Origin of the sequence: Serratia sp. CY27727 (genome assembly GCF_052169275.1) — a bacterium.
In the GTDB taxonomy this organism is placed as follows: domain Bacteria; phylum Pseudomonadota; class Gammaproteobacteria; order Enterobacterales; family Enterobacteriaceae; genus Serratia; species Serratia sarumanii.
The window spans coordinates 667,732-692,771 of record NZ_JBJNLB010000002.1 but is presented as its reverse complement, the minus strand read 5'-3'; the positions used below and the strand labels follow the sequence as shown (position 1 = coordinate 692,771).

Sequence of the window (25,040 nt, the reverse complement as noted above, 5' to 3'; positions counted from 1 at the left end):
GGGCCGAACGCCCTGCCATCATCACCGGGAACTCAACAGAATCGTGAGCAAGCAGACATGGCAAGCACAACGAGCACCCGTAAGAAATTCCGCGTTATGACCTCCGGCGTCACTATCGACGGCCGTCAGGTCACCCGCGATCAGATCCATGCGATGGCGGCGTCGTATAACCCGGCGGTGTATGGCGCCCGCGTCAATATCGAGCACTACCTTTCCCCGTTCCCTGACAGCACCTTCTGCGCCATGGGCGACGTGATGGCCCTGTCCGCCGAGGACATTTCCGACGGCCCGCTGACTGGCGAAGCTGCGTTGTACGCAGAGATCGAGCCTACGGCACGCATGAAGACCATGACCGACGACGGGAAGAAGATTTATTCCAGCGTCGAGATCCATCCAAAGTTTTCACTGACCAACGGCCCATACCTGGTCGGCCTGGCGATGACCGACACCCCGGCCAGCCTGGGCACTGACAAGCTGAAATTTGCCGCCGAGAAGCGCGGGGAAGTCATGCGCTTCAATGCCGCAGATGCCGAGCCGACGATGTTCACCACTGCTTTCGAAGCTGAGTTGATGCAGGCAGACCAGTCGCGCTCAACCACCGGCAACGAGTGGTTCTCCCGCGTCATGGGCATCCTCGGCAAGGGCAAGAAAACCGACGATGAACGCTTCAGCCAGGTGCATCAGGCGGTAGAGGCTGTGGCGCAGTCGCAGGCCGATTTGACCGACCAATTCAGCGCCACCGCGCAGGAAAGCGCCAGCAACAAGCAGGCCATCGCGAAGTTGACCGCTGACCTGGCTGCGATGAAGCAGCAGGTTGAAACCACGGACGGCAATTTCAGCCGTCGCCCGCCGGCCGGCGGCGGTGGCAACGTGCAGCAGGCTGACTACTAAGCCAGCGACCGATATTGACTACGAGAGAAAAAGAGCATGGATAACAATACCCGCAAACTGTTTGATCAGTACGTTGCACGCCAAGCCGAAATGAATGGCGTGTCACCAGCAGCGGTCGCGGCAAAATTCGCTGTCGAACCGTCGCGGCAGCAGAAGATGGAGCTTGCCGCGCAACAAAGTGACTCCTTCCTGAGCAAAATTAACGTTTTCGGCGTGAACCAACAGATCGGCCAGAAAGTGCTGATCGGCAGCAAAGGCCCGCTTGCCGGCGTGAACAACAGCACCACCACTCGCCGCAACCCGGCCGATAACAGCAAAATGGAGCCGTTCAACTACACCTGCCGCAAAGTCAACTACGACTACGGTCTGGGTTATGAGCAGTTGGACACCTGGGCGCATATGCCAGAGTTCCAACCGATGATCAGTGCAGCCATGGGCCGCCAAATGTCGCTTGACCGCATCATGATCGGTTTCAACGGCAACAGCTACGCCGATCCGTCCAACCGCGCCGCCAACCCGCTGCTGCAAGACTGTGGCATCGGCTGGCTGGAAAAAATCCGAACAGAAGCCCCACACCGCATGATCTCCGGCGTAACCGTAACAGCGCGCGATGATGACAACAAGATCATCGCCAGAGGCACCTACGGCAACCTGACTTCAGCAGTTTATGACGCCAAAAACAGCCTGATGGACGAATGGCACAAACGTAACCCGGATAACGTGGTGATCCTGGCCGGTGACCTGCTGACCAGCAGTAATTTCCCGGCAATCAACGCCATGAGCCAGACCAACCCGAATACCGAAATGTTGGCCGGTCAGCTCATTGTGGCGCAGGAGCGCGTCGGGAACATGCCGACCTTCATCGCGCCGTACTTCCCGGTGAACGGCATTCTGATCACGCCGTTTAAGAACCTGTCGGTGTACTACCAGCGCGGGAGCCTGCGCCGCACCATCAAGGAAGAGCCGGAGTACAACCGCGTCGCGACCTACCAGTCGTCGAACGATGACTTCGTGATCGAGGACTACGGCAACGTCGCCTTTATCGACGGCATCAACTTCGCACAGCCTGAGAACGGCGGTTAATTACCCGGGCGGGCACCTGCCCGCCCCCCTTTGGGGACAGGACAATGCTGACACCGGCACAACGACATTTTCAGCGCGTGATGGCGGAACGCCACGGTAAGACCGAGGAGTTCACAGAAGCCGCCCGCACCGCGCATGAACAAATCCTTCACCGCCTGCGCATGGATCAGAGTGCACTCAAACGCGTGCAGTCCGACCAGGCGAAAGCGGAGATGAAAAAGCAGCTGCTTCCGCACTATGAAGGCTGGATCGAAGGCACGCTCGACGGCAACAGCGGACGGCAGGACGAGGTCATCGTCACTCTGATGATCTGGGCGATTGACGCCGGCGATTACCCGCTGGCGGTGCGTATCGGCCGCTATGTCATCGAGCACAACCTCGCGATGCCTGACCAGTTCCGCCGCACGGCAGCGACGGCCCTCGTGGAAGAGCTTTGCGATCCCATTCTGGTGCAGGTCAAGGCCGACGAGAGCACCGATTTGACCGCACACCTGCAGGTGCTGGACGAGCTCGCGCAAATCGTCGATGGCAAGGATATGCCTGACGTGGTGCTCGCCAAGCTGTTCAAGGCGCGCGGCTTTGCCTTGCGAGGTGGCGATGATGTCGCCCAGGCGAAGGCGCTGGAACTGCTGCGCCAGGCGCTGAAACTGGACGCCAACGCCGGCGTTAGGAAAGCGATCGAGAGCCTGGCACGCCAGGTCAAGAAAGCCAGCCAGAACACCGGCGGCTCCGGCGATAACGATGCCGACACCTCCGGCGCCGCGACAACGACCGACGCTGCAGCAGCATCAAAAACGACTGTACCGGCCACCCAGCGCCGGCAGCGCAGCAGCACCGCACGTAAGCCATCAGCCGCTAAAAAACCCGCCGGCAAGGCCGCCGGTAAGAAAGCCAAGCAGGACACCACCGAATAAAACGACTTGCGCCCCGTGCGCTGGCGGCGCGGGCGGAGATCTGCAGCGCTTCGCGTGTGCTTTTCCCCGCCCGCTCACCGCCACCTTTTGAGGAGATTGGACCATGAGCCTTGTTGCCGGGCGTACCGTCACCCCCGCCGCTGACGATGTGCCAGATACCGACGATGGCGGCGAGACCATCACAGCCGGCCCATTCTGGCCCGCGATTGCGCTCAAGGACGTGCGCCTTGAGATGCGCATCACCGGCGCGGTGACCACCACCCGCTTAAAGCAGGCCGCGATTGAAGCGACAGGCCATGTGATCGACCAGTTGACGGGCTGGCAAGAAAACCAGATGAAAGCCGGCTTCGCGTCGCTGGAGACCGTGCCAGCCCGTCAAATCAATGACGTGAGCGTGAAGATCCACCGCTACCGCCGCGCGGTATTCAGCATCACCCGCGCGCTGCTGATCGAAAACTATCGCGACGTCGACACCACCGGCGACGCCGGCGAGAAACGCGCCGCCGGGTTGACGCTGCAGGCGGCAGATCTGTGGCGGGATGCTCGCTGGGCTATCGCCGATATTCGCGACGAAGTGCGCAATTTTGCGGAGGCATTTTAGTGAAGGTGCAAGCAATGCAGGGCGACACGCTGGATCTGCTGTGCCAGCGACACTACGGCACCACGCAAGGCGTGACAGAAATCGTACTGGCCGCCAATCCGGGGATCGCCGAACAAATATTTTTGACCGCCGGCCAGGTGGTCGAGCTGCCGGAGATCGAACGCTCAGCCCAACAGGAGACGGTGCAGCTATGGACGTAATCGACCGCCTCTGGAGCTGGGTGATCTACTCCTATTCCACCGTGCTGATGGGCATCGGCATGATGACGCAGCGCGAATGGCTGGCAACAGGCGGGCTGGTGATCGGCCTTATCGCCGCGGCGCTGGGCGAAATCCACCGCCGCCGGGTGGCACGCAGCCAGGCGACCACCAACGCCCTGCTGGCGCAGCTGGTTGACGCGGTGCGCAGCGATGCCGAGAACCGGCAGGATGTGAAGGCGCTTATCAGCGAGCTGAAAGGGGGCCACCGGTGAGACGAAAAAGCGTTATCGCCTGCAGCGTGGCCGCCATTGTGGCGCTGGCCGGTGCCATGTGGCCCGAGAAGGTGCGCACCAGCCAGGCGGCACAGTTGAAAATGGCGAAGTATGAGGACTGTCGCAAGACGCCCTACTACTGCCCCGCCGGGGTGCTGACCATCGGCATGGGCTCAACGACCCGCGTCGAAGATCGGCAGTACTCGGAAACGGAGATCGCCGAGCGTTGGGTAAACGACCTGGTACGCGCGGAAAAGTGTATCAACAGCAACTTTAACGGCGCCGCCGCCCCGCAATTCGTGTTTGAAGCGCTGACCGACGTCAGTTTCAACGTGGGTTGCACCGGGATCAGTTGGTTCACCGATCGCCAGGGCAAAAAGCAGCGCACCACGCTATGGAAATACGCGCAGGCGGGCAACTGGCCCGGCGTATGCCAGCGCCTGACCGACTTTGTGAACTCCGGCGGCAAACGCCTGCAAGGGCTGGTTAACCGTCGGGAAGAGTTCAAAGCCTGGTGCCTGTCTGACCCGGCACTCAGGGGCGCCGAATGAAAGCGGCCGCGGTATTGATCCTGCTGTTCCTGGCGGCACTGGCTGGGATGGGATGGCAGAAGCATCAGCGGGAACTGGCCGAACAGCGCCGCGATATTGCCGAGCGCGCCGTCGAGCAAACCGGGGATGTGCTGGCCGAAGTGCGCGCCCTTCGTGCCGACGTCGGCGAGATTGAGGCCGGAATGAAGAAGCTGAGCGAGAAGCGCGGCACCAATGGAGAGCAACGACGTGAAACCATCAAGACTGCGCTGGACGGCGAAACGTGTGCCGTTACTCCTGTGCCTGTTGCTGTCGCTGACAGCCTGCAAAAACGCGCCGCGGAAGTCCGCGCCGCAAATTATTCAGGAGCCTTTGCCGGCCAGCCTGACGGCAAACACTGATGTGCCTGCAGCACCGTCACCGATGACTTACGGCAGCCTGGCGCCCTGGGCGGATCGGCTGCTGGATGCGCTGGACACCTGCAACGCCGACAAGGCAGCCATACGAGAACTCGAACTACGGCGTATTGCCAGGGGGGGGATGAAGTGAAAAAAGCCGAGCTGCTGCGCGACGCGCTGATCGCGGCCTGCGATTGGTGCAAGGCCAATCCTGAACTGTTCACGGTATGGGTGGAAAAAGGCCATATCGAGATCCAGGCCACCGGTGAAAGCTCGTTCATGTATGTATACCCGATCCAGGTGCTGGCAATGGACTTTTCCGGCCAGCTCGATGATCTCATGCTGCCGCTGCTAGCGTGGATTTGGGAGAACCAGCCCGACCTGCTGCTGAACCCGGACAGCAACAAAAAGATTGAGTTTGACGCCGATATCGTGAGCGACGACAGCGCCGACATTCTGCTGAAGGTGCCTGTGTGGGAGCGCGTGATAGTCACTATCGAGAACGGCAAGCCCGTCGCGCATCACCTGGCGGAAGACAAGCCACGCATCAACGGCGGCGACTGGCAAATCGTGTTCGATCCTGATAGTGGCGGGGAGCTGGTGCCATGACCGATGCCGCGCTGTTTCATGAACTGGATCAGGTGTTCGCCGATATTCTCGGCGGCATGTCCCCCGCCGGGCGTATACGCACCGCGCGCGAGGTCGGCCGCATGCTGCGCCAGAGCCAGTCGCGGCGCATTGCACGCCAGGAAAACCCGGACGGCTCAAAATTCGAGAAGCGCCGCCGCAAGGTGCTGCGCTCACAGGCCGGGATTGGCTTTATCTGGAACGGCGAAACCCGCCGCCTGAAAAACTGGCGGGCAACCAAGGGCAGCCGCGGCCGCATGCTGACCGGTTTCGATGAAGGTCGCGGCGCCGTCCGCTCCTTCTATCGCGAGGATATCGAGCGTTACCTCGATATCAACTTCAGCCAGACGCGCAAGGACACCACCAAGGCCGATCCGATGTTTCGCCGGTTGCGCACCGCGCGCTTCCTGAAGGCGCGCGCCGATGCCGGCGGCGCCACCGTTGGATTTACCGGCGTTGCGGGCCGTATTGCGCGCACGCACCAGTACGGCCTGCGCGACAGGGTGAACAAGTCCGGCGCGATGGCGTCCTACCCACGCCGCGAGGTGCTGGGGATCACCAAAGCCGACCGCATGGCGATCGCCCGTTCGGTCATTGATTCGCTGGGGGTGAAATAGTGGACGCGGCCGAACTTATTCGCCTGCTGGAAAACCTGATCCGCGTTGGCGTGGTCACGGAGATCGAAGAAGACAACAAGCGCGTGCGCGTCGCTACCGGCGGGTTAGATACCACGTGGCTGCGCTGGAATGCGCAACGCGCCGGCGCATTCAACATCTGGATGCCGCCGTCACTCGGGGAGCAGGTCTGGCTGCTGTGCATCGGCGGCAACCCGGAGACGGCCATTATCGGCGGCAGCCTGTACAGCAACGATCACCCCGCCCCCGGCGGCTCGCGTAACGAGATGGTGATCACCGCCCCGGACGGCGCCAAATTCCGTTATGACGCCGACGCCGGCGCGCTGGAAGTCAGCGGCATCAAGACCGCCAAATTAACGGCCGAGGTCAAAGTGATCCTGGATTCGCCCGTCGTCGAATGCACCAACATGCTGAAGACCCGGCAATTCGACGTCAGCGAAGGCGGCGAGATGCACGGCGACTTCAATCACACCGGCGGTGCCTTCATGTCGAACGGCGTGAAGGTCGACAATCACGACCACGGCGGCGTGCAGCGCGGCGGCGACTGGACGGAGGGCACCCAATGAGCGAGAAATACCGCGGCATGAATAACAGCGGCACCGGCACGCTGACCGATGCGGATCACGTCTGGCAGTCAGCCAATGACATCCTGCTGACGCCCATCGGTTCGCGCATCATGCGCCGTAACTACGGCTCGCTTGTGCCCGACCTGCTCGACAGCCCGCAGAACGACGTCACCCGCCTGCAGCTCATGAGCGCGACCGTGATCGCGCTGGCGGCCTGGGAGCCTCGCCTTGCGCTGGACACCATCAACATCAGCTATTCACCCACCGGCGCCGTCACGGCCGAGATGGCCGGCATGCTGACGGTAAGCATGGAGAAAAGCACCGGGACGATTGAGTTAAGGAGCCACAACGATGCCAACGATTGACCTGTCGCAGCTGCCATCGCCGCAGATCATCGAGCCGCTTGACTTCGAGACGATCCTCGTTGACGTCAAGGCAGCGATGATCGCCGCATTCCCTGCTGACCAGCAGGCGTCGGTTGCCGCCGCCCTGTCGCTGGAGTCTGAACCGCTCAACGTGATCGCCCAGGCGATGGCCTACCGCGAATTGCTGTTGCGCCGGCGGATCAACGAGGGGGCAGCCGCCTGCATGCTGAGCCACGCCGAAGGCACCGACCTGGACAACCTGGCCGCCAACCTCGACACCGAACGCCTGACGATCACCCCGGAGACGGACACGTCCGACGCAGTAATGGAGAGTGACGAAGCCCTGCGCCTGCGCGCGCAGTCCGCGTTCGAGGGCATGAGCGTGGCCGGCCCGTCGGCGGCATATGAATATTTCGCCCGCAGTGCCAGCGGCAAGGTTGCCGACGCCAGGGCAACCAGCCCGGAACCGGCGGAGGTGGTGATCGCCATCCTGTCGACCGACGGCGACGGCACCGCCTCGCCCGAGCTGCTGGCCGCCGTTACGGCCGCGGTTAACGATGAAGAAGTCCGACCGCTGGGCGACCGCGTGACGGTTCGCAGTGCGGATATTGTCGACTATTCAATTGATGCGGAGCTTTTCCTGTATCCGGGGCCGGAGTCGGAACCCATCATCAACGCCGCCATGGCGTCGCTGCGTGGCTTTTTGGCCGACAACGACAAGAAGATCGGGCGTGACGTTGCCAGGTCGGCGATCTCCGCCTCACTGCATGTGCAGGGGGTACAACGTGTGGTGCTGCGTTCGCCGTCGACTGACCTGCAGATCTCCGACACGCAAGCCGCACGCAACGTTGGCTATGCAGTAGAGAACGGCGGGACGGATGAATAACACCCTGCTCCCCCCGTCCGCCGGCGCCTGGATGCGCCACACCGAAACGGTCACTGCGCGACTGTCGGCGATCGCGGTCGCGCTGCGCACGCTGTGGACGCCGACTGCCTGCCCGGTTGAGTTGTTGCCGTATCTCGCCTGGGCGCTATCGGTCGACCGCTGGGACAAGAATTGGCCGGCAGAGAAAAAGATAGCGGCGATCCAGCAATCCTACTGGCAGCACCGCCGCAAGGGCACCCGCGCCGCGGTGCGGCGGGTGATTGAGAGCATGGGGTTTTCGGCCACCTTTGCCGAATGGTTCGACACCGGCGATCGGCCGGGCACCTTCCGACTTGAGGTCGACGTCAACGAAGTCGGACTAACTGAAAAAACGCTGGCCGAATTAAATCGCCTGGTGGCGGATGCCAAGCCGGTCAGCCGACACCTTGCGCAAATGAACATCGCGACAAAGGTCAGCGGTTTTATCTATTCCGCCGTCACGGTACATGACGGCGATATCGTCACTGTTTACCCGGCCGACTACGAGCCGGACGACAGCGTTAAATACAACGGTATTCCGCGTTTCGGCAGCGGATACCATTACTCCGGGGAATCAAATGGCTGACTTAAAAGAGGAAGCGAAGTGGGAAGAATCGATCTACCAAATCAAGCGCGGTGATGACGTCTCCGGCGGGCGAAATGGTGTGGCGAATATCCAGGCTAGGCAGTTAGCAAACCGCACTGCGTCACTCAAAAATGACGTGGATAAGCTCAACACGTCCGTGATGAGCGATGCCAAGATTTACGACAGTGTCGACGAGGCACAGGCTGCGATCAACGCCGGCACCGAAACCCGCCGTCTGTTCTCCGTTAACTCCCCCATCACCAATTATTGGGTTGAGCAATACGAGAATGTGAACGGCATCGCCACCCCTACCGGTAAGAAAATTGTCACGGCGGCATTCGTTGAAGCGGTCGAGCTGCTGGCGTCAACAACCGACAAGCGCACGCGGGGCTTGCTGACTATGCCGCGCACAAGAAAGCCGGTCGATTTTGTCAGTCGCCAAGGGGCGAGCATGTTCTCGATAAATGAGAACAGTGAAAAAGAGATGCCCGGTAAAACCTTCTCCGACTACATGAATATCTTACGTGAGCTGATTATCGGGCCGTCGGCATTGCGCCGCGCTCGTCCTGGGTATCTGTTTAATCTGGTCACGGGCGGCAAGCGCCTGCTGGCCGTGCGTGATGATGGCGCCAGCACACTTGAATATCGCGGCATACCGTTAGAAACGCATATTGGGCTGTTGCAGAATACCCTGGGCGGGTTCGGAGATTCGATATCCGACAACGGCCGCAATCCCGCCGACGCGGGCAAACCGCGCGGCTGGACGTATAACGCGCGCTCCTGGCAGATGTGGGCATCGCTGTTTAGCAATGGCCGAATAAAATACGTTGGCCAGTGGGCGACCGGCGGTTATACCACTGCGGACATGATCCGCGATCATCTCAAACCCGCTATTGCGGCAAAACCGCGCTTTATTACGTTTCTCGGCGGTCGTAATGATGTGATCCAAAAAAACAGCGACGGCAGTTTTAAATTCTCGATCGCTGTAATCACCAGCAACGTCAAATACATCCTGACCGAATTCAGGAAAAACGGGATTATTCCGGTCGTATGCAGCATGGCGGCACAAAATAATAGCGACCCGGAGTTTAAAAGCCGCGAGAACGCCATCAATGCGTTTTTGCGGGCTTACGCCTGCCAGCAGGGCTACCCGTTCGTAGATATGCGGGCCGCCACCGTTGACCCGGCAACTGACGGCTGGAAAGAAGGCTATAACGGCGTGCTGGGGAACGGACAGCCGGATCCCTCTCACCCGGTCGCGCTGGGCGCTTATCACATGGGTAAAGCGCTGGCATCGGCACTGGAACCCTACACCATGCCGATCTACCCACAGCTGGCGATTGCCAATCCCACGACCCAGGACGGGCCAAACACCATCGTTAACCCCCTGTTTCTGGATAGCGCCGCCGGCGCGCCGGCCGGCTGGGTGGTGATGACCGGCAGCATCGCTATTTCGACAGATCCCGCCGTTGTCGGCAATGTGCTTACCGTCATCGGAACAGGGACGACAATCGCACGCGTCTCGCAGACGGTAACGGTTTCTCCGGGAGAGGTGCGCACATTCAGCTTCAGGATGAAGGCCGACGTTACGGATAAAAATTCAACGGCCTGTTATCTCGAAGCCAATGACACAAATAAAACAAACCTGGCCGGGATCAGGACGTGGAATCACTCAACGGACGGATTCATGACATTTAGCTATGACGTCATTGTCCCCGCAGATGTCACGGAAATAAACGTCATTATCGCGGCCAATGCGGCAACAATCAGCGTCGGACAGATGGGCTTATTCAAACAGGAGGCAGTATGATTATTATTTGTGATGGCGTCGTTAATGCCGGTGATTTGGAACTGGCTGAGCCAGAAATGCTGCTAAATGACGATGCCAGCGTAGCAACCTACAGCATGCAGGATAAATACGACTCCAGCGGCAACGCGCGCGATCTGGTAACAGAAAACGAGTTTACCAAGCGCGGCATGATCACCGTTGCTGACGCCGCGCATGGCGCTGACACGGGCATCATTGAGACGGACGAAATGACGTTCGCGCTGTGCATCAATATGAACAAGCCCGACGTCAGCGGCCGCCTGTTCTCAAACCTCTATCCCGGCGTCGCCCCTTTCTCTGGCATTCAGTTGCGCATCGAGCCGAACGGCGTACTGATTTTGCAGATCGCTACTGGTGATGTATTCAACGAGCAGGCCGGAACGATCGCTGTCGCTTCGGTTGAACATGGTGGAGCTGTCGGCGGCTGGACGCGGTTTACCGTCACGGTTTCAAATACTGAAGCCTCAATCACCCGCGCCGGCGGCGTTCGTCGTTCAACACCGATCACAAAACGCAATAAATCGACCCGACCGATTATCCTTAACGGCTCGCCCAGCCCAGAGCAGAACATGGGATTACCCGGCATCATGGGCGCATTCGCCGTTTATAACCGCGTCTTGACTGCCGAGGAGCAAGCCGAAAAGCGCGACATGCTGAAAACCATCATGAGCTTGCGCGGCGAGTTCGTTAACTAACGGTGGAAATATGGCTGATAAAAAGTTTCTCACGCTGATCACTGCCGCCGGCGCAGAGCGCCTGGCGAATGCAGCGGTGACGGGAACGCCGGTCGCCATCGCGGAAATGGCCGTCGGCGATGCCGGCGGTCAACTGCCCTCGCCGAACGCCGCCCATGCTGGGCTGATTAACGAGCAGTATCGGGGCATGCTGAATAAACTGGTGATCGCCGACAGTGACGCCAGTGTCATCGAAGCTGAAATGATCATGCCGCCGCAGATCGGCGGATTCTGGCTGCGTGAGCTGGCGCTTTACGCCGATGATGGAGAATGCATCGCCGTCGGCAACATGCCGGAAACCTACAAGCCATTGCTGGCAGAAGGTTCGGGGCGTTTCCAGATCATCAGGATGCAGCTGAAAGTCAGCAGTACGGCCGACGTGGAGCTGATTGCCGATCCATCGGTGATTTTAGCCACCGCCGAGGGCGTCAAGGACGCGGAAGATGCGGCCAAGGACTACACGGACGAAGCGATCGGCGAGCTGGGCGAAAGTGTAAACAAGGCGATCGCCGCCGCAGTAAAAGCTGCAATCCGTGACGCCTGGGAGCAGGACAACCCCCTGGGAACTTCGCGCTTGTTCAACCAGAATGTAGACCCCAACGAGCTATGGCCGTGGTCAACATGGGAGTATGCCGGAGAACACCTGACGATCAGGACAGCCAAAGCTGACGGCTCCGACGTAGGCACCAAAGGTGGCAGCGACACGATGAGCATCACGCGCGCCAACCTGCCGGCAGAAGAAATCAGCGTGTCGGGAGAAGCACAAGATACCGACCTTGGGACTAAACGCACCACCCTTAGCGGTAATCACGTTCACCACGGCGTCCCGAAACGTAACAGCGATTACGAGTTAGGGGGCGACAACCGGGTAAACTTCGACCCTTACGAGGAAGGCGATACCGATGAGGCTGGTGAACACTATCATGAGGTTGAGTTGGGCCCACACGGGCACCCTGTTGAAGGGAAGACCGAAGCGCTCGGCCAGGGCCAGGCGATCAGCGTCGTCGAGCGCCACAAGCTACAAATGCTGTGGCATCGCGTAGCCTGACTCGGCAGCAAAAACCAAAGCCCCTTTCGGGGCTTTTTCTTCTCCTGCAGCACAGCCGGCGCCGTCTATATCTGCCGGTATCGAGTACAGTCAGATCGCGCTATACCTCACCCAAACAGACCGTTTACCGATTTTGTCACCGAGTTGATCGCCAGGCTGGCGCTGGTGCGCAGCTCGCCGAGCACGTCACTCGCCGACGTCGTTTGCAGCTTCTCGCGAAAATCGCTGTCGACACGGCTCAGGCTGATGGAGAACTCGATTTTTTTCGGGTTGCCGTAGCGGTCAAACTCCGACTTACCCCGTTCTAACCGCGTCATCACGTACATGCCGTAAATACGCCCGTCTCCCTCAATCAGCGGCCAGGGCCGGCCGGTAAAGCCGATCGTTTCCAGGCTCGACAGCGACAGATTGCCGCCGGTGATCTCCGGGTAGAGCACGCCATCAAGCGTGATACTGTCATCCCCGGCCCCGATATACTGCCAGCCGGCAGACTGGTTAATGCGATCGTTCTTGACATGGCGCCAGTCCTGCGAATGGCGTAGCTGCTGGTAAGGCGCCGTGCGCAGCGTAAAAACGAACATCCCGAATACCATCATCATAATTTTGACTCCCGTTAATCTCGATCGCGGAATGACCCGCGGTTACCTCTGACTGTGCTGGCCATCGCATCACGCACTGCGCTGCGCACCATCCTTTCCAGCTCCTGATCCGAACGCTGGCCGACATCGTTAAAGACCAACTGGAAGATGGGCCCACCGCCGCCAGGTGCGGACACGGGCGCCATCGCGGCCGGTTGTGACGCCGACGGCACCGAGAGTACCCCGCCGCCGGCAGCGGCCGCCACACGCGGCACCGGTTGCGGCATCACCCGCGCGTCCTGGTACGCCCCACGTAGTGCCAGCGCGCGCGGCAGATTTTTGAAGACGATGTCCCCCGGCCCGATGCGTTTGGTGGCGTTGGTATTGTCAGCGGTCGCCTTGGTGTTGCCGGCGATCTCGTTCAGGCGGCGTAGCGTGCCCGTGTCGCCAGTCAGTGCCGGGGGTGGCGAGCCGCCCAGCTTCGGATCAACAGTTGCCGGGCCAGTAGGCAGACCGGGGCCGGACCAGCTCCACCCCTTCTTCACCATTTTTTTCTGCTGCGGATCCCATTCCCACATCGCGGGCTGATTGCGCAGCTCTTCGGCCTTACGCCTGGCCTGCTCGATGCCATCCGGGATGAGGCCCATCTTCTCCAGCAGCCAGCCCACACCATCCATCAGTTTTGACAGCGGATACAGCAGCACCTGCAGTGCGGTGCCGAACACTCGCCCGAACGTCTCGCCGGCGCTGGCGCATTTGTCCAGCGTGTCTTTGCTGGTCTGCATCGGCGTCAGCAGCTTGGTGAACCAGTCCCACACGCGGCCGAGGGCATCGCCAATCACGCCAAAGATCGGTGCGATACGTGCAAATGCGTCACGCAGCGGCGCCAGCGCCGCCATGACGCCAGCACCAAAGCCGACAAAGAACGCCTTGATCGGCTCCCAATATTTCCAAATCAGTACGCCGGCCGCGACAAAGGCGGCGCCAATCAACCCGATCGGACTCAGCAGGAACGACAGCGCCGCCCCCAGCGCTGAAATAGCACCGGTGAGAATGCCCCATAGCGTTGACAGGCCCGTCAGCCGCAACGCCAACCCCATCACACTACGCACCAATGAACCCAGCGCTGCCGACGGTGCCATAAATACGCCCATCAGCATGCTGCGCAGCGGCGTCAGTGAGCCAAGCAGCCCACGGAAGCCACCAGAGAGAGAAGCCAACACGCGCGACCAGCCGCTGATCCTTACCATGGCGTTGCCGCCGGCGCCAACGAAGCCCCGTAGTGCGCTAACGGTTCCCATCAGACCGCGCCCGCCCGTCAGCAACGTGAAGCCCAAACGCAGCTTAGCCAGCGGCCCAATAAGCAGGCCGGTCGCCAGGCTGGCGATCCCCAACGCGGCCACCAGGGCGGTGACAGCGCCGGCGGTCAACAGAATGGATTGCGCCAGCCGCGGGTTTTCTTTCACCCACTGGCTCGCGGCGCTGATCGCTTCACTCAGCCCCTGCGTCAGTTTGCGCAGCGGGCCGTCGGCAGTCTCTTCTACCTGAATACGAAAACCTTCCCAGGCGGAGTCCAGCTCCTTCAGGTCGCCGCCGAGGTTATCCGCCATCACCTTGGCAGCCTTCAGCGCCTCGCCCTGCGATTTCTTCAGGTCGGCCAGCAACTTCTGTAACTCACCGCTGCCGGCAGATAAAACCAGCGCCTGGAAGGACTTCGCGGCTTCCTCGCCCGCGATATCCTTGAAAAACGAGAGCTGATCAGTGGCGCCGTACTTCTTGACCGATTTGTAAAGGTCAGTGAGAACGTCCTCGGCCGGGCGCATCTTGCCGGTGGAGTCGGCCACGGTGACGCCCAACTCTTTCAGCGCGTCGTTGGCCTTTTTCGTTGGCGCGGCCAGGCGTGAGAACGTGGTTTGCAACCCAGTACCGGCAATACTGCCGCGCAGGCCCACGTTCGCCATCACGCCGATCATCGCCGTCGTTTGCTCAACGCTGACGCCAAGGTTAGATAACCCCGTACCGGCGTACTTCATCGCCTCGCCGATGTTCTGCAGATCGGTGTTGGTGCGGGTGAACGCCCCCGTCAGCACGTCACTGACGCGATCCATCTCCTTTGGATCGAGGCGGAACTGTGAAAGAATGTTCGAACTGATATCTGCGGACTCACCGAGATCCATCCCGCCGGCCAGCGCCATGTTGAGCACGCCAGGCAATGCGGCCTGAATCGCCTGCGGCGTAAAGCCGGCCATCGCCAGGAACGCCTGCCCGCTGGCGGCGTCGCGCGTGGTAAAGGCCGTTTCGGCGCCGAGCTTTTTCGCCTGGGCGCGCAGGTCGGCCAGCTGCGAGGAGCTTTTATCCAGTCGCGTCAGCGCCTGCACCCGCGACATTTCAGCATCAAACCCCACGGCCGGCGCCAGGAAACGGCCGCCGGTATACCCGGCAACCGATGCCCCGGCAACCATTCCTATACCGGCGCCGCGCAGTTTGCCGGCGGCATCTTTGGCGCGGGTGTAGCCGGCTTGCGCCTGGGTAACAGCGGCCAGCTGCTGCCGCTCGCGCTCAAGCTGCTGGTTATATTGCTCTGTTCGTCGGATGGCGCTTTGTACCGCACCGCTGCCGGCGGACAGGTTGACGCCATGCTGCCGTACCGCCTGGGCTGCCTCTCGTAGTTTGGCCGTCTGCTGGCTGTAGGTTTGCGTCAGTCGGGACAGCTTGCCGCGCAGGTTTTCCAGGTGCGCGGCCTGGGCGTCGGTCAGTTGCCCGCCCTCTCGAACGGTCTGATTCAGCCCGTTAAACTCGCGCTTTGCACGGTTAATCTTCTGCGCCGTGTCGTTGGCCTGCGAGCGCAGGCGGTCAAAGCTGGCGGCTTGCTTGTCCAGGTCTTTAACGGCGTTTTGCGTTTTCTTGAGGGAGTCAGAAAGGCCGCTAACAGCTTTGCTAGCGGCTTTAACCGGGCGGGTGAGCTTGTCGATCGCGTTGAACGCGACGCGAATACTAAGATCCATGGTCATCCTCGTCATCGTCATGGTTGCCGCTGCGGATGGCGGCGCGCTGGCGCCATGCCATCAGCTCGCGCAGCTCCATGCCGTACATCTCGGAGGGCGGCCAGTGAAAAACTACAGCAATGTCAGCGATGAGATCGTCAACGCTGACAAACAGCGGTTCCCTTACTTGTTCCCCGTCTCCGCCACGTTCGGTACGGACGGCGCCGCTTTGGTCAAAAAAGGCGTCATCTCTTCAATGAACGCCACAAAGTCACCGGTATCCAGCGTGGCGATCTCGGCGGCGGTCAGTGCCGGCGCAGTGACGCGCGTTAGCAGCGTTGAAACGGCGTCATAGTCGAAGTTGAGCACGTCGACCAGGCGCAGACCACGCAGCGAGCCGGCCTGCTTGATGGTGTCGGTGATAGAGACGATGGTGATCTCTTTGTCGTTGCGCTTGATCGGTGTGGTGAGCGTTACTGACATGTGCATGTTCTCCAGGCGGCCACGCGTGACGCCTTCAAAGTAGGTTAAGGGTTAACGATCAGCCGCCGAGGCCGAGGGCTGACACAATGCGATCGGGATACAGGTTTTTCCCGTCGCGCTTGTAGATGAAGTTCAGAAGGTCGATTTCCAGCAACGCCTTATCATCCACAGACAGCTTGTAGTAGGTGTTCTTGATGGCGTAGGTGTGGTTGGTGTCATCGCCCTGTTTGGCCTCACCCGGATCGATTTCAGTGATGCGGCCGCGCATTTCCACTTCCATCAGCGAACTGGTGCCGCCGCTGTAGATTTCACCGACGAAGCGCAGGCGCATTTCGTCAATATCGCCGCCATATTTGAGGATCAGCTCTTCAACGACGCCGCCGACCACCATCGACGCATCGAGCGCACCGCCGTCAAGGCCGAGGTCTACCGCTACGGCGCCTTGCATGCCGCCGCCCTGATAGTCCTCCGTCTTGCGGGTGACTTTTGGCAAGGTGACGCTCGGGATCTTGCCGATGTGGTTAGTGCCGTCCACATACAGTGTGAACAGCCGGAGCTTTTTAGGGATAGCCACTTATGCCCCTCCCAGAGACGCGAAGGCCGCTTCATAGTATTGATCGGTGAAGGTCTGGATCATGGTCAGATCTTCGAGTGGCGGCACCGGGCTGTAGTTGTAACGCACCACAGCCGAACCCTGACGGATGCCGGTTGTCGGGTTATCGACGATATCGAACCAGCACACAGCGCCAATCAGCCGGCCGGCAGTGACCTCCCCCTGCAACTTGGCATTGATACCGCTGGTCACATCCTTGACGTTTGCCGGCGTAAGCGGACTGTCAACTGTAGTAAATTGCGCTTCCGCAATGGTATCCGCCAGGATCTGCGCGGAACGGGTGTACACCTCGAAGATGTACTCGTCTTTGTCCGTGGTGCGGTTGCCCCAGAAGCGGAAACCACCGCGTTTGATCAGCGTGGTGATTTCGTTGGCGTTCAGCTCGTTGGCATCGGAGTCTTCCGCCTGCAACGCCCAGAACACATCTTTCGATATACCCAGCACGTTGCTAACCGTCACGTTCGACAGCGACTTATGCCAGCCCTGCTCGTTATCGATCTTCGCACGCATACCCAGCGCATACGCCACCGCCGGGAACTCTTCGTTTTCGCCGCTCACCGGGTTATAGGCGATGAAGTTCGGCCAAATCAGCATGCCCTCACGCTCGGCAAACTGCTGGCGGTAGGTTTTAGCTTCGGCGATCGTCTCGCAGCCGTCGCAATAGTTGTAGGTAAATGCCCGCAGCTGCTTGGCAATCACCCGCAGCTGTGCTGTGACTTCCTGCGTGTCATACATCGGCACGCCAAGAATGCGCGGACGGTAGCCAACTTTCTGCTCGGCGGTCAAAAGCGCGAACATGCCGGTATAGCTGCCGTCCGCCTGGGAGCCGCCGATAATCAGCTGCGACTGCGTTTTTGCGCCGTCTTCAGTGCCGGCCGCCGCCACGCGCACCACAATCACGCGGGTGCTGACCTGGTCGGAAATGGCCTTCAGGGATTTATAGAGTGAACCGGTTTTACCGGCCTTGCCGAGTACGCTGATTACCCGCGTGATCAGTACCGGAGTGTCTAACGGGAAGGTGGTTGCGTCAGCATCATCCGCCACCGCGACCAGACCAATGACCGTTGAGTCAACGTCATTGATCGCGGTCTGCAGGTCGGTGTTTTCCTTGACGCGTGCACCATGGAAGAAATTGTCGGTCATACTGTACCGCCATCATGCTTGTGAGTTCGTGGTGATATTCGCCGAAAAACGCCGGCGCAACACGCGGCGGTGGTTGTCATCCGCCAGCGACAACAACGCGCGGTTTTCCCCGTCGCGCGCGCATGAAACCATCAGCGCCAAAGGGGGAGCCATGGCACTGACTACTGACGCAATCGACAAGGCCAAATCACTGCTGGGTAGCAGCACCGGTACGCTCAGCGATTACCAGGCGGAGCTGTCGCGCGTGCCGGCGTTCAGCATCCTGCTTGGCGGTAAGGAACTGACAGCGCTGGATGAGCGCATCTTGTCGCTGGAAATGACCGACAACCGAGGCTTTGAGGCCGACGAGCTGACGATCACCGTGGACGATACTGACGGCCAACTGCAGCTGCCGCCGCGCGGCGCCGAGGTGTCCGCGTCGATGGGCTGGGATGGTGAAGCGCTGGTTTACAAAGGCATTTTTATCGTCGATGAAGTCGCGCACGCCGGGCCACCTGACACGCTGACGATCACCGCACGCAGCGCCGATTTTCGCGACGAGTTCAACGTCAAGCGCGAAGTGTCCTGGCATGACGTCACCGTAGAACGGGTGGTGTCAGCGATCGCCAGGCGCTACAACCTGAAGGCCATCATCTCGCAGCAACTGATGGAGGTAGAGATCGACCACGCCGACCAGACGCAGGAAAGCGATATGTCATTCCTGACGCGCATGGCCGAAATGCTGGGCGCCATTGCCACGGTGAAAAATGGCAGTCTGCTGTTTATCCTGCCCGGTGGCGGCGTCAGCGCCAACGGCAAGGCTCTCCCCTCCTTCACCATCACCCGCAGCAGCGGTGATCGTCACGCCTTCCGCATTGCCGATCGTGATGCCTATACCGGCGTGCGCGCGTACTGGCTCGATCTGGAATTCGGGAAAAAGAAAAAGGTCACGGTGAAGGCCCGCAAGCCGGCGAAAAAGAAAGTGCAGCGCAGCAGCAGCCGCGAGGGTGATTACATCGAGGGGGCCGACGGTAACGTCTATGTCCTGCGCAAAACTTACAATAACGAAACGGCCGCCAAACGGGCCGCGGCCGCAAAATGGCAGCAGCTGAAACGCGGCGCGGCTGAATTTACCCTTACCCTGGCCTACGGCCGCGCCGATTTATACCCGGAGCAGCACGGCACGGTATCGGGATTTAAAACGGATATTGATAATCAGGATTGGGTAATCGCCAGGGCGAGCCATTCGATCGACGGGAACGGCTTTACCACGCGGCTAGAACTGGAGGCTAAAATACCTGAATGGATTGCAGAAAGTGAGAAGTGACGGCCATAATAACGGGGAGTTCAACTCCCGCCATGGGAGGCCATCATGTTTGTTTGCCCGATCTGCGGTGCTATGGCCCGCACCCGCACCAGTCGCCGTCTCAGTGAAATGACGATACGCCAATATCATCAGTGTCAGAATTTCGAATGCAGTACCACGTTCACGACGCTAAACAGCGTTGAAAAGCTGGTAACAAAGCGCGGCCCGCGCGAAGAGCTACCGCCCGACTTTATCCCGCAAGACGCCTTCCCCACGTCCCACTATGGGCGTGACCAACTCAACCTGATTTTGTAAAAAAGTACCGAGAAAATGAAAAGCCTCGCATTAAGCGAGGCTTTTTTACTTTACTTACGGTCTTTACAGAACGTGGATGCTACGTGGATGGACTGAAAAATAATCCTTTAAAATTCAGTTTATTATAACCTAAAAAAACCCCGCCGAAGCGGGGTTTCTTTGCGACAGTTAATCGGGAGAGACGATTAACGCAGCAGGGACAGAACGTTCTGAGTAGACTGGTTAGCCTGTGCCAGAACAGAGGTGCCAGCCTGTTGCAGGATGTTGGCGCGGCTCATGTTGGACACTTCGGTCGCGTAGTCGGCATCCTGGATACGGGACTGAGAAGCGGACAGGTTGTTAACGGTGCTGTTCAGGTTGTTGATAACAGAATCGAAACGGTTCTGTACCGCACCCAGGGAAGAACGCAGGGAGTCAACCTGAGACAGCGCTTTGTCCAGGGTTGCCAGCGGGTCGGCAGTTTTTGGCTCGGTGGACTGCTCAGCGCCCTTGGTCACTTTACCGGAAGCGTCTACGGTCGCCTTGAAATATTTGGCATCGGCACCGGTACCTTCCTGGATCACGTAAGATTTACCGCTGTCGTAAGAGCGCAGGTTAGCCGCATCAGGGCCAGTAGGAGCCACTTCTTTCTCAATGCTGGTTACCGCAGTGCCGCCAGTTGGTTTAGTGGCTTCTTTGGTGGCAACAGATTTCAGGTCGCCGGTCGCTTTATCGAAAGTTGCTTTGTAGTAGTCACCATCCGTGTTGATAGCGAATACATCGTCACCCACTTTTTCGTAGCCGGTGATGTCTTTAGTATCAGCCTTAACGGTGCCGGTGTTGATAGCCACGCTGGTGCCGGTTTTCACGGTAGCAGGTGCGGTTGCAGCTACTTTGGATTTATCAATGCCATCAGCCACGCTGAACTTTTCCAGACCCAGCGTTTTAGCGTTGATGTCTTTCAGTTCGATATCGATGGTTTCGCCGTCGTTCGCGCCAACCTGGATGGTCAGTTTCTGATCTGAGCTCAGCACTTTCACGCCGTTGAAATCGGTCTGCTCGGAGATGCGGTTGATTTCAGACAGACGCTGAGAGATCTCGTCCTGGATGGACTGCAGGTCGCTGGCAGAGTTGGAACCGTTCTGAGACTGTACGGTCAGACGACGGATGTTCTGCAGGTTGTCGTTAACTTCGTTCAGTGCGCCTTCAGTGGTCTGCGCCAGAGAGATACCGTCGTTGGCGTTGCGAGAAGCCTGAGTCAGGCCTTTGATGTTTGCAGTGAAACGGTTGGAGATAGCCTGACCCGCAGCATCGTCTTTCGCGCTGTTGATACGCAGACCGGAAGACAGACGCTCAATCGCAGTGCCCAGAGAAGACTGAGATTTGTTCAGGTTGTTCTGCGCCATCAGCGACAGGCTGTTAGTGTTGATTACTTGTGCCATTGTTTGCTTTCCTTACGAGTCAGTTGCGTTCTTCGCAACACAGTTAAAAGGTTCGGGCTTGTTTGCCCACGGCGTCAACCACCGTCCCCTCAGGTATCGGCCCTCCCCTAACAACCTTTAGCAATTTTTTAAAATTTTTTGCGCCGCCGGCAATGGCAGAAATAACGCGGTTTTTCCCTCTTCATTGCGCCATCGTTTTTTTGTTTTTTTCAGTAAACTTTTTCACCGCTGGGCCGATAACGCGTAAAGCGAATAAAGTCATTATCAAGGAGAAGCACGAATGGCATCGATCAGTTCATTAGGCATCGGCTCAGGACTCGACCTTAACGGTTTGCTGGACAAGCTGACCAAAGCGGAACAACAGCGTCTGACGCCGTATACCACCCAGCAGACCAGCTATAACGCCCAGTTGACCGCTTACGGTACGCTGAAAAGCTCGCTGGAGAAGTTTGACAATCTGAGCAAAGACCTGGCCAAGCCAGAGTTCTTCAACAACACTACCGCCACCAAGCACGATCAGTTTACCGTGACCACCACCGACAAATCGGTGCCGGGCAACTACTCGATCGAGGTGCTAAAACTGGCACAGCCGCAAACGCTGACCACTCAGACGCCGATTGCCGACCAGCAGGCCAAACTGGGCACGCCGGGCAGCAGCGATCGTTCCATCTCTATTACGGCAGGCAACCCGCCGAAAGAGACCAAGATCCCGCTCGGCGACGATCAGACCTCACTGGTCGAGATGCGCGACGCCATCAATAAATCGAAATCCGGCGTCACCGCCAGCATCATGCGCGTCGGCGACAATGACTATCAACTGGCATTAAGCTCCACCACGCCAGGCGAAAAAAACACCATTTCGGTGCAGGTCAATAACGACGACAAGCTCGGCGCCATCCTCAACTACGATCCTAAAAATCCGCCTAAAGATGGCAGCGCCGCGATAAAGCAAACCGTGCCCGGCCAGGATGCGGAAATCGTCGTCAACGGCACGAAAATCAAGCGCAGCACCAACTCGATCGCCGATGCTCTGCAGGGCGTAACGCTCGATCTGAAAACCACCACCAAGCCCGGCGAACCGCAAAACCTGGTGATCGGCATCGACAAGAGCGGCAGCGCCGACAAGATTAAAGAGTGGGTAGATAACTACAACTCGCTGCTGGACACCTTCAATTCGCTGACCAAATACACGCCGGTTAAAAGCGGTGAAGCGCAGAATGCCAAAAACGGCGCGCTGCTGGGCGACAACACCCTGCGCGGCATCCAGTCTTCGATCAAGAGCGCCCTCAGTTCGGCACAGGACAACCCGGAGTTGAAAGGCCTGGGCAACCTCGGCATCACCACCAACGTCAAAACCGGTAAGCTGGAAATCGACAGCACCAAGCTGAACAAAGCCATCGACGAGAAACCGGATCAGGTTGCCAACTTCTTCGCCGGCAACGGTAAAGACACCGGCATGGCCACCGAAATCCACAACGAGATCCAGAACTACGTCAAATCCGGCGGCATCATCGAGAACTCGACCAAGAGCATCAACACCAACCTCGATCGCCTGAACATTCAGATCACCACGGTCACGGCCAGCATTCAGAACACCATCGACCGCTATAAGCAGCAGTTCGTTCAGTTGGATACCATGATGTCCAAATTGAGCAGCACGGGTAACTATTTACAACAGCAATTCTCGACAAAGTGATCCCTTAACCAGGTAACAGGTAAAAGAAACAACATGTATAACAGAAGCGGCACTCAGGCCTATGCACAGGTCAGTCTGGAAAGCGGCGCCATGAGCGCCAGCCCGCACCAGTTAATCGTGATGTTGTTCGACGGGGCGCTCAGCGCCCTGCTTCGCGCACGCATCCTGATGAACCAGGGCGATATCGCCGGCAAAGGTATGGCGCTGTCCAAAGCCATCAACATCATCGACAACGGCCTGAAAGGCGGCCTGGACCCTCAACAGGGCGGCGAAATCGCCGAAAACCTGGCGGCGTTGTACGACTATATGAAGCGGCGCCTGATGCAGGCCAACCTGAACAACGACGAAGCGGCGATCGCCGAAGTGGTCAAACTGCTGGAAAACATCGCCGATGCCTGGCGCCAGATCGGCCCCAACTACCAACCTTCGCAGGACGCCGTGTAATGGAACGTCAACAGCAGCTGTTAGCCGCTTATCAACAAATTTACAGCCTGAGCAGCCAGATGATCGCGCTGGCGCAAACCGGGCGCTGGGAGGAGCTCGTCGAGCTCGAATTCGCTTACGTAACGGCGGTGGAAAAAACCGCCGCCTTTACCGGGCAAGCCGGCCCGTCAATGGCGTTGCAGGAGATGCTGCGCAATAAGCTGCAACAGATCCTCGACAACGAAACCGAGCTCAAACGTCTGTTACAGCAGCGCATGGATGAGCTGAAAATGCTGATCGAACAGTCCACGCGCCAGAACGTGGTCAACAATACCTACGGCCAGTTTCATGACCGTGCGCTGTTGCTGGGGGAGCCACAGGTCCGATAAGATCGACAATACTGACGAAAATGGATTAAATAGCACTATGCGCTATTACTCTCGGGTTACGTTAGGATATTAATCTATGGCATTTGAATTATTCAGTTTATGGGTAATTGGTAAAATGCGCGCTTCGAGCCTGGCTCTCACTTTAATGGATAAACATTATCCCGACACGGACGTTTTCTGTTCAGCAGGAAATTGATTTTTGATAGATAAAACACGCCGCTGTGTTTCACGGCCCATGGAAAAATGTTGCTCCAACGCGGATCAAAGCGTAAAGATATTCTCAGATAATGGCTGCGAAATGAATATCGATGGAACGTACAATTAATCTCTGTCCAGGAATTGGCGCCTCAGCGCACATCATTCAGCATACTGAATTATTATTCCCTTCAGTCTATTTTGAGCAACCACATCTGTATCTGATACAACAGGGCCATAAGCGCGTACGCTGGCAACAACGCGAGGTGGTGGCTCATGCCGGCGAGCTGTTGATAATCGACGGGGGGCAAACGGTGGATATTATTAACGGCCCATCCGAAGAAGGCGTTTTCAGTTGCCAGTTGCTGACCTGCGACCCACTGCTGCTCACCGTTCAGCCTCCGGCCGAGGACGCGCCGGCGCCGATGCCGTTTGATGCCGTCCTGGCGCTGCGCAGCCTGCCCTGCGCCCTGAAGCACAGTTTCGAGACCACCAGCCTGGCGCTGGCGCTCCGGCAGCGCTTTCCCACCATCATCGTGCGGCACAAGATGCTGGAAATTCTGCTGTGGCTGGCCCAGTTTGGCATTCGCTTCATCCACAACGAAGCCAAAGACCTGACGCAGCGCGTGCGCCGCTGCCTGGCGACCGACCCGCACAGCATTTGGACGGCGGCGAAAGTGGCGGAAAGCCTGTCGATGAGCGAAGTGATGTTGCGCCGCAAACTGTCGATGGAAAATACCGCGTTGCGCAACCTGATGATCGACGTGCGCATGAGTAGCGCACTGGCCCTGCTGCAGTCGACCGACTGGCCGATTTCCGCCATCGCGCAACATGTCGGCTATGAAAGCGCATCACGTTTCGCCGAACGTTTTCGCAAACGCTTCGGTTTCGCCCCGACCGCCATTCGCGGTCACCAAAGGATTATGGAGCCAACCTCCCAGGGAGTCGAAACGATGGCCACCGGAGAAACCTAAATAGACGCGTAACAAAATGGTTTTATTTGGCACAGGTCCCTAACGATTGTCACAATGCTGCGACATGCAACGCAACGTCGATCCGCCGAAGAGCGAATTAAATGATGCGTAATGAAAAGCGATTATTTTTCTCTGCCAATCACGTTTGTTGGTGCTGTGGCTGTTGGTATTGCCGTATGAAGAAGAGAGGGTGCGTTTGCTTACCGCACAATAAAACGGCCAGGCTTTTTATCGCCTGGCCAGACTTCAGTCCAGTTTAACCAGAACGCCAATTAACACGACGAGTACCGTCAGCATTAAAATACTGATCAGACGCCATCTGGATTCGCTTTTAGTGCTCATTGACCTGCCTCGAATAA

Annotated in this window: 31 protein-coding genes; 24 read left to right on the top strand and 7 right to left on the bottom strand. The window is 58.7% G+C overall.

The features are described from left to right. Positions 1–57: 57 nt before the first annotated feature. The 18 genes from ACJ8HB_RS08200 (at position 58) to ACJ8HB_RS08115 (ending at position 12,182) form a co-directional block, all read left to right on the top strand. On the top strand, positions 58–891 hold the full coding sequence (locus ACJ8HB_RS08200) for a GPO family capsid scaffolding protein (RefSeq protein ID WP_094859924.1): 834 nt from the start codon (positions 58–60) through the stop codon (positions 889–891). A gap of 36 nt (positions 892–927) precedes the next feature. Then, entirely contained in the window at positions 928–1,974 is a 1,047-nt protein-coding gene (locus ACJ8HB_RS08195; RefSeq protein ID WP_094859925.1) for a phage major capsid protein, P2 family, read from the top strand. A gap of 44 nt (positions 1,975–2,018) precedes the next feature. Beyond that, the gene (gpM, locus tag ACJ8HB_RS08190; RefSeq protein ID WP_094859926.1) at positions 2,019–2,888 is read left to right on the top strand and encodes a phage terminase small subunit; all 870 of its coding nucleotides are present in this window, start codon (positions 2,019–2,021) and stop codon (positions 2,886–2,888) included. 103 nt (positions 2,889–2,991) lie between these two features. Further along, positions 2,992–3,489 carry a head completion/stabilization protein gene (locus ACJ8HB_RS08185; protein WP_094859927.1) on the top strand — a complete coding sequence of 166 codons (498 nt, stop codon included), beginning with the start codon at positions 2,992–2,994 and terminating at the stop codon, positions 3,487–3,489. Next, a complete protein-coding gene (locus tag ACJ8HB_RS08180; RefSeq protein WP_094859928.1) occupies positions 3,489–3,689 on the top strand; it encodes a tail protein X in 201 nt (66 codons plus the stop codon). Before ACJ8HB_RS08185 ends, ACJ8HB_RS08180 begins: the two co-directional genes overlap by 1 nt. Beyond that, positions 3,680–3,961: a hypothetical protein gene (locus tag ACJ8HB_RS08175; RefSeq protein ID WP_049200211.1), complete on the top strand. Its 282-nt coding sequence runs from the start codon at positions 3,680–3,682 to the stop codon at positions 3,959–3,961. Before ACJ8HB_RS08180 ends, ACJ8HB_RS08175 begins: the two co-directional genes overlap by 10 nt. A gap of 56 nt (positions 3,962–4,017) precedes the next feature. Beyond that, positions 4,018–4,512 carry a lysozyme gene (locus ACJ8HB_RS08170; protein ID WP_094859968.1) on the top strand — a complete coding sequence of 165 codons (495 nt, stop codon included), beginning with the start codon at positions 4,018–4,020 and terminating at the stop codon, positions 4,510–4,512. Further along, the gene (locus ACJ8HB_RS08165) at positions 4,509–4,892 is read left to right on the top strand and encodes a DUF2570 domain-containing protein (protein ID WP_094859929.1); all 384 of its coding nucleotides are present in this window, start codon (positions 4,509–4,511) and stop codon (positions 4,890–4,892) included. The genes ACJ8HB_RS08170 and ACJ8HB_RS08165 overlap by 4 nt, the downstream gene beginning before the upstream one ends. Then, the gene (lysC, locus tag ACJ8HB_RS08160; RefSeq protein WP_423827081.1) at positions 4,777–5,040 is read left to right on the top strand and encodes an Rz1-like lysis system protein LysC; all 264 of its coding nucleotides are present in this window, start codon (positions 4,777–4,779) and stop codon (positions 5,038–5,040) included. Before ACJ8HB_RS08165 ends, lysC begins: the two co-directional genes overlap by 116 nt. Continuing rightward, positions 5,037–5,498, top strand: a complete 462-nt coding sequence (locus ACJ8HB_RS08155) for a phage tail protein (RefSeq protein ID WP_094859930.1) — start codon at positions 5,037–5,039, stop codon at positions 5,496–5,498. Before lysC ends, ACJ8HB_RS08155 begins: the two co-directional genes overlap by 4 nt. Beyond that, entirely contained in the window at positions 5,495–6,133 is a 639-nt protein-coding gene (locus tag ACJ8HB_RS08150; protein WP_049300587.1) for a phage virion morphogenesis protein, read from the top strand. The genes ACJ8HB_RS08155 and ACJ8HB_RS08150 overlap by 4 nt, the downstream gene beginning before the upstream one ends. Next, positions 6,133–6,717, top strand: a complete 585-nt coding sequence (locus ACJ8HB_RS08145) for a phage baseplate assembly protein V (protein WP_094859931.1) — start codon at positions 6,133–6,135, stop codon at positions 6,715–6,717. Before ACJ8HB_RS08150 ends, ACJ8HB_RS08145 begins: the two co-directional genes overlap by 1 nt. Beyond that, positions 6,714–7,082: a GPW/gp25 family protein gene (locus ACJ8HB_RS08140; protein ID WP_094859932.1), complete on the top strand. Its 369-nt coding sequence runs from the start codon at positions 6,714–6,716 to the stop codon at positions 7,080–7,082. Before ACJ8HB_RS08145 ends, ACJ8HB_RS08140 begins: the two co-directional genes overlap by 4 nt. Beyond that, complete coding sequence (locus tag ACJ8HB_RS08135; RefSeq protein WP_094859933.1) at positions 7,069–7,968, top strand: baseplate assembly protein; 900 nt, start codon at positions 7,069–7,071, stop codon at positions 7,966–7,968. Before ACJ8HB_RS08140 ends, ACJ8HB_RS08135 begins: the two co-directional genes overlap by 14 nt. Further along, a complete protein-coding gene (locus tag ACJ8HB_RS08130) occupies positions 7,961–8,572 on the top strand; it encodes a phage tail protein I (protein WP_094859934.1) in 612 nt (203 codons plus the stop codon). Before ACJ8HB_RS08135 ends, ACJ8HB_RS08130 begins: the two co-directional genes overlap by 8 nt. Beyond that, positions 8,565–10,382: a GDSL-type esterase/lipase family protein gene (locus ACJ8HB_RS08125; protein ID WP_094859935.1), complete on the top strand. Its 1,818-nt coding sequence runs from the start codon at positions 8,565–8,567 to the stop codon at positions 10,380–10,382. The genes ACJ8HB_RS08130 and ACJ8HB_RS08125 overlap by 8 nt, the downstream gene beginning before the upstream one ends. Next, on the top strand, positions 10,379–11,095 hold the full coding sequence (locus ACJ8HB_RS08120; protein WP_094859936.1) for a LamG-like jellyroll fold domain-containing protein: 717 nt from the start codon (positions 10,379–10,381) through the stop codon (positions 11,093–11,095). Before ACJ8HB_RS08125 ends, ACJ8HB_RS08120 begins: the two co-directional genes overlap by 4 nt. A gap of 10 nt (positions 11,096–11,105) precedes the next feature. Further along, positions 11,106–12,182 (top strand): phage tail protein, encoded by a 1,077-nt coding sequence (locus ACJ8HB_RS08115; RefSeq protein ID WP_094859937.1) that lies wholly within the window; start codon positions 11,106–11,108, stop codon positions 12,180–12,182. Positions 12,183–12,289: 107 nt separating this feature from the next. Here ACJ8HB_RS08115 and ACJ8HB_RS08110 read toward each other — a convergent pair whose 3' ends face one another. The 6 genes from ACJ8HB_RS08110 to ACJ8HB_RS08085 are packed head-to-tail and all read right to left on the bottom strand — an operon-like array spanning position 12,290 to position 17,983. After that, complete coding sequence (locus ACJ8HB_RS08110; RefSeq protein ID WP_094859938.1) at positions 12,290–12,781, bottom strand: phage tail protein; 492 nt, start codon at positions 12,779–12,781, stop codon at positions 12,290–12,292. Positions 12,782–12,795: 14 nt separating this feature from the next. After that, positions 12,796–15,765, bottom strand: coding sequence for a phage tail tape measure protein (locus ACJ8HB_RS08105; RefSeq protein ID WP_094859939.1), 2,970 nt, complete (start codon positions 15,763–15,765; stop codon positions 12,796–12,798). Further along, a complete protein-coding gene (locus ACJ8HB_RS08100; protein ID WP_072055827.1) occupies positions 15,755–15,919 on the bottom strand; it encodes a GpE family phage tail protein in 165 nt (54 codons plus the stop codon). The genes ACJ8HB_RS08105 and ACJ8HB_RS08100 overlap by 11 nt, the downstream gene beginning before the upstream one ends. Positions 15,920–15,927: 8 nt before the next feature. Next, positions 15,928–16,227: a tail protein gene (locus ACJ8HB_RS08095; protein WP_048233363.1), complete on the bottom strand. Its 300-nt coding sequence runs from the start codon at positions 16,225–16,227 to the stop codon at positions 15,928–15,930. 58 nt (positions 16,228–16,285) lie between these two features. Continuing rightward, positions 16,286–16,801: a phage major tail tube protein gene (locus tag ACJ8HB_RS08090; RefSeq protein WP_048233361.1), complete on the bottom strand. Its 516-nt coding sequence runs from the start codon at positions 16,799–16,801 to the stop codon at positions 16,286–16,288. Further along, on the bottom strand, positions 16,802–17,983 hold the full coding sequence (locus ACJ8HB_RS08085; protein ID WP_094859940.1) for a phage tail sheath subtilisin-like domain-containing protein: 1,182 nt from the start codon (positions 17,981–17,983) through the stop codon (positions 16,802–16,804). 151 nt (positions 17,984–18,134) lie between these two features. Between ACJ8HB_RS08085 and ACJ8HB_RS08080 the strand changes: the two genes are divergently transcribed. Continuing rightward, positions 18,135–19,289: a phage late control D family protein gene (locus tag ACJ8HB_RS08080; protein WP_094859969.1), complete on the top strand. Its 1,155-nt coding sequence runs from the start codon at positions 18,135–18,137 to the stop codon at positions 19,287–19,289. Between the two features lie 45 nt (positions 19,290–19,334). Further along, the gene (locus tag ACJ8HB_RS08075) at positions 19,335–19,583 is read left to right on the top strand and encodes an ogr/Delta-like zinc finger family protein (RefSeq protein WP_094859941.1); all 249 of its coding nucleotides are present in this window, start codon (positions 19,335–19,337) and stop codon (positions 19,581–19,583) included. A gap of 185 nt (positions 19,584–19,768) precedes the next feature. Here ACJ8HB_RS08075 and ACJ8HB_RS08070 read toward each other — a convergent pair whose 3' ends face one another. Then, a complete protein-coding gene (locus ACJ8HB_RS08070; RefSeq protein ID WP_047571555.1) occupies positions 19,769–21,004 on the bottom strand; it encodes a flagellin FliC in 1,236 nt (411 codons plus the stop codon). Between the two features lie 280 nt (positions 21,005–21,284). Here ACJ8HB_RS08070 and fliD point away from each other — a divergent pair, with 280 nt between their 5' ends. From fliD to ACJ8HB_RS08050, 4 genes are all read left to right on the top strand, one after another. After that, positions 21,285–22,700 (top strand): flagellar filament capping protein FliD, encoded by a 1,416-nt coding sequence (gene fliD, locus ACJ8HB_RS08065; protein WP_047571554.1) that lies wholly within the window; start codon positions 21,285–21,287, stop codon positions 22,698–22,700. Between the two features lie 33 nt (positions 22,701–22,733). Further along, complete coding sequence (gene fliS, locus ACJ8HB_RS08060) at positions 22,734–23,144, top strand: flagellar export chaperone FliS (RefSeq protein ID WP_033634970.1); 411 nt, start codon at positions 22,734–22,736, stop codon at positions 23,142–23,144. Further along, positions 23,144–23,512: a flagella biosynthesis regulatory protein FliT gene (gene fliT, locus ACJ8HB_RS08055; RefSeq protein ID WP_004934765.1), complete on the top strand. Its 369-nt coding sequence runs from the start codon at positions 23,144–23,146 to the stop codon at positions 23,510–23,512. The genes fliS and fliT overlap by 1 nt, the downstream gene beginning before the upstream one ends. Positions 23,513–23,820: 308 nt before the next feature. Beyond that, positions 23,821–24,681 (top strand): helix-turn-helix transcriptional regulator, encoded by an 861-nt coding sequence (locus ACJ8HB_RS08050; RefSeq protein ID WP_033653647.1) that lies wholly within the window; start codon positions 23,821–23,823, stop codon positions 24,679–24,681. The last annotated feature ends 359 nt before the right edge of the window (positions 24,682–25,040 follow it).

What these genes read in the sequence shown, in the direction of transcription:
- ACJ8HB_RS08200 (WP_094859924.1), top strand. Translation starts at nt 58, where the DNA reads ATGGCAAGCACAACGAGCACCCGTAAGAAATTCCGCGTTATGACCTCC.
- ACJ8HB_RS08195 (WP_094859925.1), top strand. Translation starts at nt 928, where the DNA reads ATGGATAACAATACCCGCAAACTGTTTGATCAGTACGTTGCACGCCAA.
- gpM (WP_094859926.1), top strand. Translation starts at nt 2,019, where the DNA reads ATGCTGACACCGGCACAACGACATTTTCAGCGCGTGATGGCGGAACGC.
- ACJ8HB_RS08185 (WP_094859927.1), top strand. Translation starts at nt 2,992, where the DNA reads ATGAGCCTTGTTGCCGGGCGTACCGTCACCCCCGCCGCTGACGATGTG.
- ACJ8HB_RS08175 (WP_049200211.1), top strand. Translation starts at nt 3,680, where the DNA reads ATGGACGTAATCGACCGCCTCTGGAGCTGGGTGATCTACTCCTATTCC.
- ACJ8HB_RS08170 (WP_094859968.1), top strand. Translation starts at nt 4,018, where the DNA reads ATGTGGCCCGAGAAGGTGCGCACCAGCCAGGCGGCACAGTTGAAAATG.
- ACJ8HB_RS08165 (WP_094859929.1), top strand. Translation starts at nt 4,509, where the DNA reads ATGAAAGCGGCCGCGGTATTGATCCTGCTGTTCCTGGCGGCACTGGCT.
- ACJ8HB_RS08150 (WP_049300587.1), top strand. Translation starts at nt 5,495, where the DNA reads ATGACCGATGCCGCGCTGTTTCATGAACTGGATCAGGTGTTCGCCGAT.
- ACJ8HB_RS08140 (WP_094859932.1), top strand. Translation starts at nt 6,714, where the DNA reads ATGAGCGAGAAATACCGCGGCATGAATAACAGCGGCACCGGCACGCTG.
- ACJ8HB_RS08135 (WP_094859933.1), top strand. Translation starts at nt 7,069, where the DNA reads ATGCCAACGATTGACCTGTCGCAGCTGCCATCGCCGCAGATCATCGAG.
- ACJ8HB_RS08130 (WP_094859934.1), top strand. Translation starts at nt 7,961, where the DNA reads ATGAATAACACCCTGCTCCCCCCGTCCGCCGGCGCCTGGATGCGCCAC.
- ACJ8HB_RS08125 (WP_094859935.1), top strand. Translation starts at nt 8,565, where the DNA reads ATGGCTGACTTAAAAGAGGAAGCGAAGTGGGAAGAATCGATCTACCAA.
- ACJ8HB_RS08120 (WP_094859936.1), top strand. Translation starts at nt 10,379, where the DNA reads ATGATTATTATTTGTGATGGCGTCGTTAATGCCGGTGATTTGGAACTG.
- ACJ8HB_RS08115 (WP_094859937.1), top strand. Translation starts at nt 11,106, where the DNA reads ATGGCTGATAAAAAGTTTCTCACGCTGATCACTGCCGCCGGCGCAGAG.
- ACJ8HB_RS08110 (WP_094859938.1), bottom strand. Translation starts at nt 12,781, where the DNA reads ATGATGATGGTATTCGGGATGTTCGTTTTTACGCTGCGCACGGCGCCT.
- ACJ8HB_RS08105 (WP_094859939.1), bottom strand. Translation starts at nt 15,765, where the DNA reads ATGGATCTTAGTATTCGCGTCGCGTTCAACGCGATCGACAAGCTCACC.
- ACJ8HB_RS08095 (WP_048233363.1), bottom strand. Translation starts at nt 16,227, where the DNA reads ATGTCAGTAACGCTCACCACACCGATCAAGCGCAACGACAAAGAGATC.
- ACJ8HB_RS08085 (WP_094859940.1), bottom strand. Translation starts at nt 17,983, where the DNA reads ATGACCGACAATTTCTTCCATGGTGCACGCGTCAAGGAAAACACCGAC.
- ACJ8HB_RS08080 (WP_094859969.1), top strand. Translation starts at nt 18,135, where the DNA reads ATGGCACTGACTACTGACGCAATCGACAAGGCCAAATCACTGCTGGGT.
- ACJ8HB_RS08075 (WP_094859941.1), top strand. Translation starts at nt 19,335, where the DNA reads ATGTTTGTTTGCCCGATCTGCGGTGCTATGGCCCGCACCCGCACCAGT.
- ACJ8HB_RS08070 (WP_047571555.1), bottom strand. Translation starts at nt 21,004, where the DNA reads ATGGCACAAGTAATCAACACTAACAGCCTGTCGCTGATGGCGCAGAAC.
- fliD (WP_047571554.1), top strand. Translation starts at nt 21,285, where the DNA reads ATGGCATCGATCAGTTCATTAGGCATCGGCTCAGGACTCGACCTTAAC.
- fliS (WP_033634970.1), top strand. Translation starts at nt 22,734, where the DNA reads ATGTATAACAGAAGCGGCACTCAGGCCTATGCACAGGTCAGTCTGGAA.
- fliT (WP_004934765.1), top strand. Translation starts at nt 23,144, where the DNA reads ATGGAACGTCAACAGCAGCTGTTAGCCGCTTATCAACAAATTTACAGC.
- ACJ8HB_RS08050 (WP_033653647.1), top strand. Translation starts at nt 23,821, where the DNA reads ATGGAACGTACAATTAATCTCTGTCCAGGAATTGGCGCCTCAGCGCAC.